At 60.9% G+C, this 15,161-nt stretch carries 11 protein-coding genes and 1 pseudogene; 1 reads left to right on the forward strand and 11 read right to left on the reverse strand.

The window, feature by feature from the left end:
* The first annotated feature begins 28 nt into the window (after nucleotides 1-28).
* Entirely contained in the window at nucleotides 29-616 is a 588-nt protein-coding gene (locus tag HBO11_RS06185) for a LysE family translocator (protein ID WP_169953233.1), read from the forward strand.
* 1 nt (nucleotide 617) lies between these two features.
* Here HBO11_RS06185 and HBO11_RS06190 read toward each other — a convergent pair whose 3' ends face one another.
* From HBO11_RS06190 to HBO11_RS06235, 11 genes and pseudogenes are all read right to left on the reverse strand, one after another.
* Nucleotides 618-1,439, reverse strand: a complete 822-nt coding sequence (locus HBO11_RS06190; protein WP_169953235.1) for an AraC family transcriptional regulator — start codon at nucleotides 1,437-1,439, stop codon at nucleotides 618-620.
* 176 nt (nucleotides 1,440-1,615) lie between these two features.
* Nucleotides 1,616-4,084 (reverse strand): TonB-dependent siderophore receptor, encoded by a 2,469-nt coding sequence (locus HBO11_RS06195; protein WP_169953237.1) that lies wholly within the window; start codon nucleotides 4,082-4,084, stop codon nucleotides 1,616-1,618.
* Between the two features lie 133 nt (nucleotides 4,085-4,217).
* Complete coding sequence (locus tag HBO11_RS06200; protein WP_169953239.1) at nucleotides 4,218-5,186, reverse strand: FecR domain-containing protein; 969 nt, start codon at nucleotides 5,184-5,186, stop codon at nucleotides 4,218-4,220.
* Entirely contained in the window at nucleotides 5,183-5,713 is a 531-nt protein-coding gene (locus tag HBO11_RS06205) for a sigma-70 family RNA polymerase sigma factor (protein ID WP_169953240.1), read from the reverse strand. Before HBO11_RS06205 ends, HBO11_RS06200 begins: the two co-directional genes overlap by 4 nt.
* 203 nt (nucleotides 5,714-5,916) lie before the next feature.
* Nucleotides 5,917-6,535, reverse strand: a pseudogene (locus tag HBO11_RS28610) (DNA adenine methylase); the annotation flags it as partial.
* Between the two features lie 103 nt (nucleotides 6,536-6,638).
* Nucleotides 6,639-7,028, reverse strand: coding sequence for a hypothetical protein (locus HBO11_RS06210; protein WP_169953242.1), 390 nt, complete (start codon nucleotides 7,026-7,028; stop codon nucleotides 6,639-6,641).
* Nucleotides 7,029-7,656: 628 nt separating this feature from the next.
* A complete protein-coding gene (locus HBO11_RS06215; RefSeq protein WP_169953244.1) occupies nucleotides 7,657-9,267 on the reverse strand; it encodes an ABC transporter ATP-binding protein in 1,611 nt (536 codons plus the stop codon).
* A gap of 1 nt (nucleotide 9,268) precedes the next feature.
* Complete coding sequence (locus tag HBO11_RS06220; RefSeq protein ID WP_029291368.1) at nucleotides 9,269-10,288, reverse strand: ABC transporter permease; 1,020 nt, start codon at nucleotides 10,286-10,288, stop codon at nucleotides 9,269-9,271.
* Nucleotide 10,289: 1 nt separating this feature from the next.
* Complete coding sequence (locus HBO11_RS06225; protein WP_169953246.1) at nucleotides 10,290-11,363, reverse strand: microcin C ABC transporter permease YejB; 1,074 nt, start codon at nucleotides 11,361-11,363, stop codon at nucleotides 10,290-10,292.
* Between the two features lies 1 nt (nucleotide 11,364).
* Nucleotides 11,365-13,203 (reverse strand): extracellular solute-binding protein, encoded by a 1,839-nt coding sequence (locus HBO11_RS06230; RefSeq protein ID WP_169953248.1) that lies wholly within the window; start codon nucleotides 13,201-13,203, stop codon nucleotides 11,365-11,367.
* Entirely contained in the window at nucleotides 13,200-15,029 is a 1,830-nt protein-coding gene (locus HBO11_RS06235) for an extracellular solute-binding protein (RefSeq protein WP_169953250.1), read from the reverse strand. Before HBO11_RS06235 ends, HBO11_RS06230 begins: the two co-directional genes overlap by 4 nt.
* Between the last annotated feature and the right edge of the window lie 132 nt (nucleotides 15,030-15,161).

The raw sequence follows: 15,161 nt of genomic DNA on the forward strand, positions 1-15,161 counted from the left end.
CCCCCTGTCATTACAAAAAGGAAGTGCAATGAGTGTGCTCATGTCCATGGCCGCCTTCGCCCTGGCGACCTCTATCACCCCCGGCCCCGTCAATATCGTCGCCCTTGGCTCGGGTGCGCGCTTTGGTTTTGTCGCCAGCCAGAAGCACGTGGCCGGCGCGGCGCTGGGGTTCACGGTGTTGTTGGTATTGATCGGCCTGGGCCTGCACGAACTGCTGGTGCGTTGGCCGATCTTGACCCAGGGCATCCAGTGGGGTGGGGTGGTATTCCTGCTGTACATGGCCTACAAGCTGGCGATCGATGACGGCCGGCTGGATGCCCAAGAGGCCGGCGTTGCGCCGTCGATGTTGTATGGCGCGGTCATGCAATGGCTCAACCCCAAGGCCTGGCTGGCGTGCGTGGCGGGCATGGGGCTGTTTGCGGCCGATGGCGAGGCCACGCGGGTCTGGCAACTGGCGGCGGTGTACCTGGTGATTTGCTACCTGTCGGTGGCGTGCTGGTCGTATGTGGGCACGTTCTTGCGTCGTTACCTGAGCAATGCCCGAGGCATGCGCCTGTTCAACCGGGCGATGGCGCTGTTGCTGGTGCTCAGTGTGGCGTACCTGTTGCTGGGCTGAGTCAGCCGCGATATTGCCCAGGCGTGGCGGCCAGGTGTTGCTTGAACGTGCGCTGGAAGTGCGCCTGGTCGGCAAAGCCTGCGGCCAGTGCCACATCGGCAATCAACTGGCCGTTGCGCAGTTGGTTGCGGGCAAACTGGATCCGCTGGTTGACCAGGAATGCATGGGGTGTCATCCCGTAAGACTGCTTGAACGCACGGATCAGGTACGACGGCGACAGCTGCGCAGCCTGGCAGATCTCGTCGAGTTTCAGCGCCTCGGTGCAATGTTCGCGGATGTACTCGGCGGCGCGTTCGAGCTTGTGATTGACCTCCCGTAGCCGCGTCGCAGCGGGGTTCAGGCGCAGCTGTACCTCAGTGAAAAAACTCACCACGGCACTGTGTTTGTGCAGCTGTTCGGCGTGCTCGTCGGTCAGCACGGCGTACAGCTCAAGCAGGCCGGCAAACAGCAGCGGGTCATCGGTATGGGTGGTGCTGAAGCGGCGAAAGTCCAAGTCGCAGGCAAACCCCAACTGGTGTTGCAGGTCGGTCAGCCAGGGGGTGTCGATATAGAGCATGTGATACGACCAGGGCTGGTCGTCGATGGGATTGCAGGCGTGCACGTCGCCGGGGTTCATCAGCACCACGGTGCCGGTATGGATTTGGAACGTGTCCGGGCCATGGATATACAGGCTCTGCCCGGCGGTGATCGCACCAATCGAGAAATGATCGTGGGCATGCCGGGTGTAGCAGACCTTGCGCCCGTCATCGATGGTGCGCGCCTCGATAAACGGCAGGCTGGCATCACGCCAGAAGCGTGGGGCGGCCAGGTCGGGCAGCGACATGATGCAATCTCCGAAGATCTTGTAGGAGCCCGATGATTGCACATAAATACAGCGCCGACCTTATGTAGGATCCGGTTTGCCTGCGATGGCGGTGGTTCAGTCGGGGGATTTGGCGACTGCTCTACCGCCATCGCAGGCAAGCCAGCTCCTACATTTTTAGGGGGCGTATCCAGGGCTTAGAAGTCCCAGCGCGTCGCCAGTTGCAGGCTGCGCGGCTCGCCGTAGAAGCCGGTACCGAAGTTGCCCAGGCCGGTGTAGTACTTTTTATCCAGGGCATTTTTCACGTTCAAGGTGGCACTCAGGTGCTCGTTGAAGCGATAGCGCGCCATCAGGTCTACCAGGTAGTAGCTGTCCTGGGTGATGCGTGTGTATTGGCCGAAGTTGACCGTGTCATTCGGGTTGGGCTGGAACACATTGCCGAAGAACTCGCTCTGCCAGTTGACCCCGGCACCGAGCGTCACCTTGTCCAGCGCGCCAGGCAGGCGGTAGGTGTTGAACAGGCGCACCACTTGTTGCGGCGTGGTGGTTTGCAGCACCGAGCTGTAGACGTAATCGTCGTTGGCATCGCGGGTGTGCTGGTAGGTGTAGCCGGCCGAGACATTCCAGCCGTCCAGCACTTCGCCGGCCAGTTCCACTTCAAAGCCCTTGGTGGTGGCACCGGCAATCGGGCGATAGATCGAGTCGCCTTCAAAGCCCGAGACGTATTGCGCGACATTGTCCTGTTCGATGCGGAACGCGGCGAAGCTGGCATTCAGGCGGCCATCGAAAAAGGCCGCCTTGAGCCCGGCTTCGTAGGTGTCGCCTTCGATTGCGTCGAGCAACTTGCGATCGGCGTCCTTGCTGTTCTGTGGCCGGTAGATCTTGGTGTAGCTGCTGTACACCGACCAGATATCGTTGAGGTCGTAGACCACCCCGGCGTAGGGCGTCACCACCCCGGTTTGCTTGTAGCTGCTGCGGGCGTCGGCGGTCGTTGCAGCGTAGAAGTCGGTGGTGTCGGTGTTGCTGAAATTGCTGACGCGGGTACCCAGGATCACCGACAGGTCATCGGTAGGTTTGAGGCGGGTCGCCAGGTAGGCGCCGGTCTGGCGTTGCACAATATCGTTCTGGCCGCTGCGCGGGATGTCCGGCTTGGCGTATTCGCCACGCCAGTCATAGATGCTGCCGCCCACTGGCGGGTAGATCGAGCCGTAGACCGGCACATCCTGTTTTGAACGGGTCGCCATAAAGCCCATGATCAACTCATGCTCGCGGCCAAACAGGCTGAACGGGCCGTTGAGGTTGACGTCGAGGGTGTTCTGCACCTGGTCGCCCTTGTACTTGCCCATGAACATGTACATGCCTTCGCCGGTAACCTGGTCCGGGTTGCCACCGCTGGCGGAGGCGAGCAGGGTGTCGTGCTGGCTGCGCTTGCGGTCCAGGCTGACTTTGAGCGACCAGTCGTTGGCCAGCTTTTGCTGGACCGAGGCGAAGATCGTCTGGTTCTGGAAGTCGCGGCGGCTCCAGTCGGCAGCCGGGTTGAACGAGCGCGAGAAATTCGTGCGATTGCCATTGCTGAAATACATCGGGAACCCGGTCCAGCTGGCGCCACGGGAGCGGGTGTCCTGCTGGTCGATGCCGAAGGTCAGCAGGGTGTCGGGGGTCAGATCGGCTTCGAGGATGCCGTAGGCAATGTCCTTGGTGTGCTGGTAGTGGTCCAGGTACGACGAGCGATCCTGGTAAACCCCGACAAAGCGCCCGCGCACATTGCCCGACTCGGTCAGCGGCCCGGAGATATCGCCTTCGGTGCGGTAGTTGTCCCAGGAACCCACAGTGCCGGTGACCGAGGCCTTGAAGTCCTTGGTGGGCTTTTTGCGGATCAGGTTGACCGTGGCCGAAGGGTCGCCCGAGCCGCTCATCAGGCCCGATGAGCCCTTGATGATTTCCAGGTGGTCGTACACCGCCATGTCGGTACTGGTGGTGCCGTAGTCATACACACCGTCATAGGTGGAGTTGACGCCGTCGTACTGGAAGTTGGTGATCGGCAGGCCGCGGCTGGAGAACTCCCAGCGCTCGCTGTCGTAGTTCTGCACGCTGACGCCAGGGGCGCGGCGCAGGGTGTCGGCGATGTTGTTGGAACCCTGGTCATCCATCTGCTGGCGGGTGATCACGGTGACCGACTGCGGTGTCTCGCGGATCGACAGCGGCAGGCCGGTGGCCGAGGCCATCGAGCCGGTGGTGTAGGAGTGGCTGTCTTCGGTGGTGGCACCCAGGGCCACGCCGGAGATGGTGGTGGCGCCCAGCTCCAGTTCGCCGGTATTGAGCGGCGCCAGTTCCAGCACATAGCCATTCTCGCCCTGGGGCTGGGCCTGCAAACCGCTGCCTTGCAATAACCGCTGCAACCCGGCGGCCGGGGTGTAGCTGCCACTGAGTCCAGGGCTGGTCTTCCCGGCTGCCAGGCTGTTGTGGCCGGCGATAAACCCCCCGGACTGCTCGGCAAAGCGATTCAGCACGCTGACCAGCGACCCAGCGCCGATGTTGTAGCTGCGCGTGGTTTGCTGGGTAGACGGCGTTTCCACCGCCTGCACATTGAGCGGGCCCAGGCAGAGCAGGGTCGCGGTGATGGCCAGCGCCAGGGGGCGCAGCGTGAAAGCAGCGGGTTGCGGCATGGAAGGTTCCCTACGGATTCGGCGAATGTGAAAGCGTCTGCTGGGTTAACCGAACGAACGTCGAAAAGGGGAACTGCGGGAGTGAAAAAATGTTGTCCCGATCAATCTTTTGTAGGAAGCGGCAAGCCAGCTCCTACAGGGCGGTGTGTCTGGGGCCTACGTTGACCCACCACGGCAGCACTCTGTCTACCTGGATCGGCAACGCCGCCTCCAGCAGCCGCAACGCATGCTCGCTGTCCTTGAGCGGGAAGGAGCCCATCACTGGCAGGTGGGCCACGGCCGGATCACAACCCAGGTGGCCGGGCCGGTAGCGGTTCAGTTCGCCAATCAATTGGCCCAGGGGCAGGTTGTCGGCCAGCAGCACACCCCGGCTCCATGCCTCGCGGGTGGCGGATGCCGCGACCGTACTGCGGATCGTGCGCCGATCGAACACCGCCTGTTGCCCGGTCTCGATAATGCGCACCTGCTGGCTATCGGCGGTGCGCACTTCTACCCGGCCGTCGAAGACATTCAGGTGGGTGCCGTCCTCGCCTTGCAACACACTGAAGCGGGTGCCCAGGGCGCGCAGGCGGCCGTGCTCGGTGTCGACCAGGAACGGGCGCTGGAGGTCCTTGGCGGTGTCGATCAGCACTTCGCCAAAACGCAGTTGCAGCAGGCGCTGCCGGGCGTCGAACCGCACGTCCATGGCGCTCAGGGCGTTGAGCCAGATATGGGTACCGTCGGTGAGCACGGCATCGCGGATCTCGCCGCTGGCCGTGGCGTAGTCGGCGCTCCAGCCGCCGACCACCCGGGGCAGGGCGGTGCTGCGCCAGGTGCCCCAGGTCAATGCTGAACCTGCGCCCAGCACCAGTAGCGTTTTGAGGGTTTGCCGCCGGCTGCTGCGCAGCGCGCGGCCAGCGCCGATGGGTTCGTCGGTCAGGGGCGCGAAGCGTTGGCTGACGCGCTCGACGTAACGCCAGGCGGCCTGGTGCTCGGGGTTCTGCCCCAGCCATATTTGCCAATGCTGCTGCGCCTGGCTGTCGCCTTGCGGGTCTTGCAGGCGCACATACCATTGGGCTGCCTGCTGCAGGCTGGCGTGACTGAGTTTTGCGCTGGAGTTCATTCCACCAGCAACCCGTCGAGTTCGGCTTCCAGCACCGCGCAGTGCAACAGCGCCTGGGCCATGTATTTTTTCACCATGCGCTCACAGACCCCCAGTTGCACGGCGATTTGCTTGTAGGTCAGGCCATGCAGTTGCGCCAGCAGGAAGGCGTCGCTGACCTTGCGCGGCAGGCGCGCGAGCATGGCGTCTACTTCGTACAGGGTTTCGACGATGATCGCCCGCTGTTCCGGCGATGGCTGTACCGCTTGCGGGCGCTCGGCGAGGCTTTGCAGCCAGGCCTGTTCCAGTTGACGGCGGCGCCAATGGTCGATGCACAGGCCTCGGGCGATGGTTGCCAGGTAGGAGCGCTCACGCACGGCGTCGGCCTGGTCGGGCGGGCGCTTGAGGACGCGGATAAAGGTGTCTTGCGCCAGGTCGGCGGCATCCCAGCGATTGCTCAGGCGCCGGCGCAACAGGCCGAGCAGCCAGGAGTGGTGGCTGCCGTAGAGCTGACTGAATGGCGTGGGGGAAGTCGACACAATATCCAACCGGCGCTGATGCCATGACGTGAATAGGAATTGGTCGCGATTAAAGCAAAGGCCTGCGGCCAGCGCAAATGATATTGGTTTGCTTTTGCGAAAGAGGTTGCCTGCAGATCTGCACAGATCAAATTGATGCCGAGCGCGAAAAACTCGCGCTTTAATCTGAGATAAATGACTTCAGATTTTTTTGCACCCATTGCAACAGAATATCAAAACAGGCCGGCAGGCTCGGCCTGAATATCCCAGCTAAAGATCAGAACCTCCTTTGCATCACTCCCCGCACCACCCCCCGACCGTGTACTTGATATCGGTACTCTCCATGTGAAAGCCGGCAAATACCCTGCGAATGTCAGGATGATCATTGAGGCTAATAATGGCCTCATACTGTTCCAGACCGAAAGGAACACCCTAGCCCCGCGTCTGCCAGTACGGAGGGTCGTAGTAGAACAGCGTATGTTCACGGTCATACTTCTTCATTACCTCCTGCCAGCCAAGATGCGCTGCTGATAGAGTCTCCTCGCTCCGTAGCAAGTTCAGTCCTGGTGACGTGGTAGTCGCCGTACCGTAGGTCTGACCATCAACGCGGCCCCCGAGGGCAGACTGCTGTAGGTAATAGAATCTGGCGGCCCGCTGGATATCAGTCAGCGTTCCCGGTCTGGTTATTTGCAACCACTTAAACACCTGGCGGCTCGACAAAGCCTACTTGAACTGCCTGACAAACTCTTCCAGTTGGTTCTGTACAACTCGGTAAAGGTTGATTAGATCGCCGTTAACGTCATTTAGCACTTCGACGTCTGCCGGTACCGGCCGTAGGAAGAACAGTGCGCTGGCTGGAAGTGATGCGCACAGCCTGGGCCAATGAGTGGCCCAGGGCTTTTAAACGAGTTTAAAAAGTGTTGATGTTTTTTAGAAAACTGCCGGTTAAAAGTGACTAAATTTTCCGTAATGAATTAGGTATAGCGCCTAAAGGTCCATCTGTGATGATAAAGCTCACTCGATCTCCTACCTTAAAGTAACTACTGCGCAAGCTAGGCCAGGGTGATATAGAGCCTTCCACAGTGGGCCGTCCTAAATCGGACTTTGTAATAACACTCGGTTCGTCTGGTAAAGGAAATGGATCTATAGCGTCGCCATCAAAATCCTCCGGTCCATAGTTGGAACCTATATCGAAAATCACATCTTTACTTCCTCCATCGGGTTTTACGACCGCAGACTTCGTAGGAGGTTTTTCTGGCTCTCCCCAAACTATAGCTATCTGAGGGTAGTCACCAATTGATGTAATGACGCCAGTGTAATTAGTCGTTGTAGTAGGCTTTGCCATGCTCGCTCTCCTTGCCAAAACTGGATTCGTGAGTATTGCCTGCAAAAATGAGGCACTGCAGGAGAGATGACACAACACTAATGGAAAGCCGGCTACTGTCAAAATTGACAGGCCAGGCTGTTGTTTCGAGCAAATTCCCTACCATTCGTCTCTTTCAGCGTTGGTCTGGCTGGCCAGCTCGGCGGCAATGCTGCGCATCAGCAGCTCCGGCAGGCGGGGGCTATTGAGTTCGACAGTGATCATTGCAGTCTCCTAGGCGGCCTCTTGTTTGCGTTTGAACATGTCCGCCAACCCGGTACCAGGGGCATGGTTAAAGCCTGGGTCCGTGCGGAACGTGATCGGTTTTCCTGCCGCGTCGGTGGTGCGCACCAGCGTCACCTGGGCGGTTCTGATTTCGCCCGTGCGTTTGTCGGTGCCGGTATCGACGGTTTGGCGGCGGCCTCGTTACGTAGCGTGGTCATTTTCATTGCACTGGCTGCAACTCTATTTCAGAACTCCGCTCACCATGGACCGTTTTATCCCGGAGTGTCCCAGGTTTATCTCGCACCGCCCCTGGTATTTATCTCAGTCCTAAACATCAAGTGTGGGAGGCAGCGGTGGATCCCGCCCCCCCCAGCATCAAGCCAGATCAGATACGCGAAGTCGGCACCAGGAACGCGGCCTCCAGCAGCTGCCGGGTATAGGCATGCTGCGGATCGGCGAAGATCGTCTTGGCATCCCCCTGTTCCACCACCTGGCCCTGCTTGACCACCATCAACTGATGGCTCAGGGCCTTGACCACCGCCAGGTCGTGGCTGATGAACAGGTAGGTCAGGTTGTACTTGGCTTGCAGGTTGCGCAGCAGTTCCACCACCTGGCGCTGTACCGTGCGGTCCAGGGCCGAGGTCGGTTCGTCCAGCAGGATCAGGCGTGGCTTGAGCACCAGGGCGCGGGCGATGGCGATGCGTTGGCGTTGGCCGCCGGAGAATTCGTGGGGGTAACGGTGGCGGGTCTGCGGGTCCAGCCCCACTTCCTTGAGCGCCGCGATAATCGCCGCTTCCTGTTCGCCAGCGGTGCCGATCTTATGGATGCGCAAGCCTTCGCCGACGATCTCGCTGACGCACATGCGTGGGCTCAGGCTGCCAAACGGGTCCTGGAACACCACCTGCATTTCCCGGCGCAATGGCCGTACCTGTTGTTGGGTCAGTTGGTCCAGTTGCTGGCCTTCAAAACGGATCCCGCCCTTGCTGCCGATCAGCCGCAGGATCGCCAGGCCGAGGGTGGATTTGCCCGAGCCGCTTTCACCGACAATGCCCAGGGTCTGGCCCTGGGGCAGGCTGAAGTGGATACCGTCCACGGCCTTGACGTAGTCGACGGTGTTGCGCAAAAAGCCTTTTTTGATCGGGAACCAGACCTTGAGGTCGTCGACTTCCAGCAGCGGCGGGCCAATCGCATTGGTCGCCGGCCCGCCACTGGGCTCGGCGGCCAGCAGTTCCTGGGTGTAAGGGTGCTGCGGGGAGCGGAACAGCGCCTCACAGGACGCCTGCTCGACAATGCAACCGCGCTGCATCACACACACGCGGTGGGCAATGCGCCGCACCAGGTTCAAGTCATGGCTGATCAGCAGCAGCGCCATGCCCAGGCGCGCCTGCAACTCCTTGAGCAGTTCGAGGATCTTCAACTGCACGGTCACGTCCAGGGCGGTGGTCGGCTCGTCGGCGATCAGCAGTTCCGGCTCGTTGGCCAGGGCCATGGCGATCATCACCCGCTGGCGCTGGCCGCCAGACAATTCATGGGGCAGGGCCTTGAGGCGCTTGTGCGGTTCGGGGATGCCCACCAGGTCCAGTAGCTCCAGGGTGCGCAGGGTCGCGGCCTTGCCGGTCAGGCCCTTGTGCAGGCCCAGCACTTCGTTGATCTGCTTTTCGATGGAGTGCAGCGGGTTCAGCGAGGTCATCGGCTCCTGGAAGATCATCGCAATGCGGTTGCCGCGAATCTGGCGCAAGGGCTTTTCTTTCAGGGTCAGCAGATCCTGCCCGGCATACTCGATGGTGCCGGATGGATGCCGCGCCAGGGGGTAGGGCAACAGGCGCAGGATCGAGTGGGCGGTCACCGATTTGCCGGAACCGCTTTCGCCGACCAGGGCCAGGGTTTCACCACGGCGAATATCGAAGCTGATGTTTTCCACCACGCGCTGATGCTGCTCGCCGGTGACGAACTCGACGCTGAGGTCGCGGACTTCGATCAGATTGTCCTGATTCATCTCATTTCCTCGGGTCGAAGGCATCGCGAGCGGACTCGCCGATAAACACCAGCAAACTCAGCATGATCGCCAGCACCGCAAAGGCGCTGATGCCCAGCCATGGCGCCTGCAGGTTGGATTTGCCCTGGGCCACCAACTCGCCCAGGGATGGCGAGCCGGCGGGCAGGCCGAAGCCCAGGAAGTCCAGGGCAGTCAGGGTGCCAATCGCGCCGGTGAGGATGAAAGGCATGAAGGTCATGGTCGAGACCATGGCGTTGGGCAGGATATGGCGGAACATGATCGCGCCGTTCTGCATGCCCAGGGCCCGGGCCGCGCGCACGTATTCCAGGTTGCGCCCGCGCAGGAACTCGGCGCGCACCACGTCCACCAGGCTCATCCAGGAAAACAGCAGCATGATCCCCAGCAGCCACCAGAAGTTCGGTTGCACGAAGCTGGCAAGGATGATCAGCAGGTACAGCACCGGCAGCCCGGACCAGATTTCCAGGAAGCGCTGGCCGGCCAGGTCGACCCAGCCGCCATAGAACCCCTGCAAGGCCCCGGCCGCCACGCCGATGATCGAACTCAATACCGTGAGGGTCAGGGCAAACAGCACCGAGACCCGAAAGCCATAGATCACCCGTGCGAGCACGTCGCGGCCCTGGTCGTCGGTGCCCAGCAGGTTGTCGGCCGACGGCGGGGCCGGGGCCGGGACTTTCAGGTCGTAATTGATGCTCTGGTAGCTGTAGGGGATCGGCGCCCAGAGCGTCCAGGCATCCTTGGCCTTGAGCAGTTCGCGGATGTACGGGCTTTTGTAGTTGGCTTCCAGGGGGAATTCGCCGCCGAAGGTGGTTTCTGGGTAGCGCTTGAGCGCCGGGAAGTACCAGTCGCCGTCGTAATGCACGGCCAGCGGCTTGTCGTTGGCGATCAACTCGGCTCCCAGGCTCAGGCCAAACAGGATCAGGAACAGCCACAGCGACCACCAGCCGCGTTTGTTGGCCTTGAAGCGTTCGAAGCGGCGGCGATTGAGGGGGGATAGATTCATCTCAATGCTCCCGGCTTTCGAAGTCGATGCGTGGGTCGACCAGGGTGTAGGTCAAATCGCCAATCAGTTTCACCACCAGGCCTAGCAGGGTGAAGATAAACAGGGTGCCGAACACCACCGGGTAATCGCGATTGATCGCCGCTTCAAAACTCATCAGGCCCAGGCCGTCGAGGGAGAAAATCACCTCCACCAGCAGCGAGCCGGTAAAGAAGATGCCGATAAAGGCCGAAGGGAACCCGGCGATCACCAGCAGCATGGCGTTGCGGAACACGTGGCCGTAGAGCACGCGGTGATTGGTCAGGCCCTTGGCCTTGGCGGTGATTACGTACTGCTTGTTGATTTCGTCGAGAAAGCTGTTCTTGGTCAGCAGGGTCATGGTGGCGAAGTTACCGATCACCAGGGCCGTGACCGGTAGCGCCAGGTGCCAGAAGTAGTCGAGGATCTTGGCGCCCCAGCTCAGCTCCTCGAAGTTGTTGGACGTCAGCCCGCGTAGCGGAAACCAGTCGAAATAGCTGCCACCGGCAAACACCACGATCAACAGGATGGCAAACAGGAACGCCGGGATCGCATAGCCGACGATGATTGCCGAACTGGTCCATACGTCAAAATGGCTGCCATGGCGGGTGGCCTTGGCGATCCCCAGGGGGATCGACACCAGGTACATGATCAGAGTGCTCCACAGCCCGAGGGAGATGGACACCGGCATCTTCTCCTTGATCAGGTCGATGACCTTGGCATCGCGAAAGAAGCTGTCGCCAAAATCCAGCTGGGCGTAGTTCTTGACCATGATCCACAAGCGTTCCGGCGCCGACTTGTCGAAGCCGTACATCTTTTCGATTTCCTTGATCAGCGTCGGGTCCAGGCCCTGGGCCCCCCTGTAGCTGGAGCCGGCCACCGACACTTCGGCACCGCCACCGGCGATGCGGCTGGTGGCGCCTTCAAAGCCTTCGAGCTTGGCGATCATTTGCTCCACCGGGCCGCCGGGCGCGGCCTGGATGATGACAAAGTTGATCAGCAAAATGCCGAACAGCGTCGGGATGATCAGCAGCAACCTGCGAAAAATATAAGCCAGCATGTCAGTCGCCTCCACTCGCCGGGTCGGCGCTGGTGTCGATGGGTGGCGTTGTGGCCGGCGGTGTGTCGGGTTTGATCCACCAGGTGTTGATGCCTACGTCGTAGCGCGGCGGGACCTTGGGGTGGCCGAGGTGATTCCAATAGGCCACGCGGTAGGTTTTGATATGCCAGTTGGGGATCACGTAGTAGCCAAACTGCAGTACCCGATCCAGGGCCTTGGCGTGGGCCACCAGGCTGTTGCGTGAGTCGGCGTTGATCAACTGTTCCACCAATTCGTCGATGGCCGGGTCCTTGAGGCCGATGTAGTTGCGGCTGCCGGGGTTGTCGGCACTGCCCGATTGCCAGAATTCACGCTGCTCGTTACCCGGTGACGAGGACTGTGGGAAGCTGCCGACCATCATGTCGAAATCCCGCGAGCGCACGCGGTTGACGTACTGCGAGACATCGACCCGGCGGATCACCAGCTCGATGCCCAGGTCTGCCAGGTTACGCTTGAAGGGCAGCAGGACGCGCTCGAAGTCAGTCTGGAACAGCATGAACTCGATGCTCACCGGCTTGCCGGTGGTGTCGACCATCTTGTCGTCAACGATGCGCCAGCCGGCTTCCTGCAACAGTTGGTAGGCTTCGCGCTGCTGGGTGCGGATCATGCCGCTGGCATCGGTTTTCGGTGGAGCGAAGGCCTGGGTGAAGGCTTGCGGCGGGATCCTGCCGCGCAGCGGTTCGAGAATCGCCAGCTCGGCCGGGCCCGGCAGGCCGGTGGCGGCCATGTCCGAGTTTTCAAAATAGCTGCGGGTGCGGGTGTAGGCGCCGTTGAACAGCTGCTTGTTGGTCCATTCAAAGTCCATCAACAGGCTGATAGCCTTGCGCACCCGCACGTCCTGGAACATTGGCTTGCGGATATTGAACACAAAACCCTGCATCCCGGTGGGATTGCCGTTGGGCAGTTCTTCCTTGATCAGCCGGCCTTCGGCCACGGCCGGGACGTTGTAGGCATTGGCCCAGTTTTTGGCCGTCATTTCCTGCCAGTAATCGAACTGCCCAGCCTTGAGCGCCTCCAGGGCCACGGTGTTATCGCGGTAGTAATCGCTGATGCGGTAATCGAAGTTGTACAGGCCCTTGTTGATCGGCAGGTCCTTGCCCCAGTAGTCCTTGACCCGCTCGTAGCGGATCGAGCGCCCCGGCTTGACCTCGGCCACTTTGTACGGCCCGCTGCCCAGCGGGACCTCCAGGCTGCTCTTGGCAAAATCACGGCCGGCCCACCAGTGCTTGGGCAGCACCGGCAACTGGCCAAGGATCAACGGCAGCTCACGGTTGCTGGTGTGCTTGAACTTGAACAACACCCGCAGCGGGTCTTCGGCCACCACTTCGGCGACGTCGGCGTAGTAGGTGCGGTAGATCGGCGTGCCTTGCTTGATCAGGGTTTCAAAGGTGAACACCACATCTTCGGCACGTACTGGATGGCCATCGTGGAAGCGCGCTTCGGGCCGCAGGTAAAAACGCACCCAGCTGTTATCCGGAGCTTTTTCGATCTTGCCGGCGATCAGGCCATATTCGGTGATGGGCTCGTCCAGGCCCTGCTGCGCCAGGGTGTCGTAGACCAGGGTGATGTTATCGGCCGGCACGCCCTTGCTGATAAACGGGTTGAGGCTGTCGAAGCTGCCCATGGCCGACTCACGGAAGGTGCCGCCCTTGGGCGCGTCCGGGTTGACGTAGTCGACGTGCTTGAAGTTGGCCGGGTACTTGGGCGGCTCGTCATACAGGGTCAAGGCATGTTGAGGGGCAGCAACAGCCTGGGTGCACAGCAGCAGGCCACTGATAATCGCAGTACGCAAAGCCATCATTGGGGTTTCTCCGATGCTTTCAGCCACCACGCGCTCAGGCCCAGGCTGTAGGGCGGCGTGGTCACGAAGGCGAACCGGTTACGGTACGCCAGGCGATGATAGTTGAGATACCAATTGGGAATACTGTAGTGCTGCCACAATAGGACCCGATCCAGGGCCCGGCCGGCGGCGACTTGCTGGTCGCGGGTTTGGGCGGCGAGCAACTGCTCGAGCAGGTGATCGACCACCGGGTTGGCGATGCCCGCGTAGTTCTTGCTGCCCTTGATCCCGGCCTGGCTGGAGTGGAAGTACTGCCACTGCTCAAGGCCGGGGCTGAGGGTCTGGTTGAGGGTCATCAGGATCATGTCGAAGTCGAACTGGTCGAGGCGCTGCTTGTACTGCGCACGGTCCACGGTGCGCAAGCGCGCATCGACGCCGATACTGCGCAGGTTTTCCACATACGGTTGCAGGATGCGCTCCAGGTTCGGGTTGACCAGCAGGATTTCAAACCGCAGCGGCTGCCCATCGCTGTTGAGCAGGCGTTGCCCGGAAAGTTTCCAGCCACCTTCGGCCAGTAGGCCGAGGGCACGGCGCAAGGTTTCCCGGGGGATGCCGCGCCCCTCGGTCTGCGGCAGGCTGAAGGCCTGGGTAAACAGATTGGCCGGCAGTTGCTCGCGGTAGGGTGAGAGCATCAGCCATTCATGGCCCACCGGCAGGCCGCTGGCGGAGAATTCGCTGTTGGGGTAGTAGCTCAGGGTGCGTTTATAGGCGCCGCTGAATAGGGTGCGGTTGGTCCACTCGAAATCGAACATCAGCCCCAGCGCTTCGCGCACCTTGGCCTGGCTGAAAGTGGCGCGCCGGCTGTTCATGAACAGGCCCTGGCTCTGGGTCGGGATCTGGTGGGCAATTTGCGCCTTGATCACGTCGCCGCGATTGACTGCCGGGAAGTTGTAGCCATTGGCCCAGTTCTTGGCCTGGTGTTCGATGTAAATGTCGAACTCGCCGGCTTTGAATGCTTCGAAGGCCACGTCGCTGTCGCGGTAGAACTCGACTTCGACCTTGTCGTAGTTGTAGAAACCGCGATTGACCGGCAGGTCCTTGCCCCAATAGTCCTTGACCCGCTCGAACACCAATTGCCGGCCCGGTTGGACCTGGCTGATCCGGTAGGGCCCGCTGCCTAGCGGCGGCTCGAAGGTGGTGGCCTTGAAGTCGCGGTTTTTCCAGTAATGCTGGGGCAGCACCGGCAACTCGCCCAGGCGCAGGATCAGCAACGGGTTGCCGGCGCGCTTGAACACGAAGCGAATGCGGTGGGGGTTGAGTACATCCACCCGGGCCACTTCCTGCAGGTTGGTGCGGTATTGCGGATGGCCTTCGGTCAGCAACGTGCGGTAGGAAAACGCCACGTCGTCGGCGGTAATGGGCTTGCCGTCATGGAAACGCGCTTGCGGGCGCAGGTTGAACACCACCCAACTGCGGTCTTCGCTGTACTCCACCGATCGGGCAATCAGGCCGTAGCTGGACGTGGGCTCGTCGCCGGACGGCGCGTACTGGCCGGTGCCAACCATCAGCGGCTCGTTGAGCTCATTGACCCCGTATTGCAGGAAATTGGCGGTGGAGACCGGGCTAGAGCCTTTGAAAGTATAGGGATTGAGGGTGTCAAACGTGCCAAAGGCCATGACCCGCAAGGTGCCGCCCTTGGGCGCTGCGGGGTTTACCCAATCGAAGTGGGTGAATTTGGCCGGGTACTTGAGCGTACCGAACTGCGCATAACCGTGGTTTTCGGTAATGGTCGCATTCGCGCAAAAGCTCAAGGCCAGACTTATTAGTAGAAGGAGGGGACGCTTCAAGTCAGAGATCCGATCCGGGCGGCTTGGGCTTTATGATCGGTACAGTAACAGCTTGTTCCACTTGGAAAAAGACTGTTGAAAAGGCCATTTTCAGGCGCGGCGGGATCTTGAGCGATGCACAGATCAAATGTG

The sequence above is a fragment of the Pseudomonas sp. WS 5010 genome (genome assembly GCF_012985565.1).
GTDB lineage: Bacteria > Pseudomonadota > Gammaproteobacteria > Pseudomonadales > Pseudomonadaceae > Aquipseudomonas.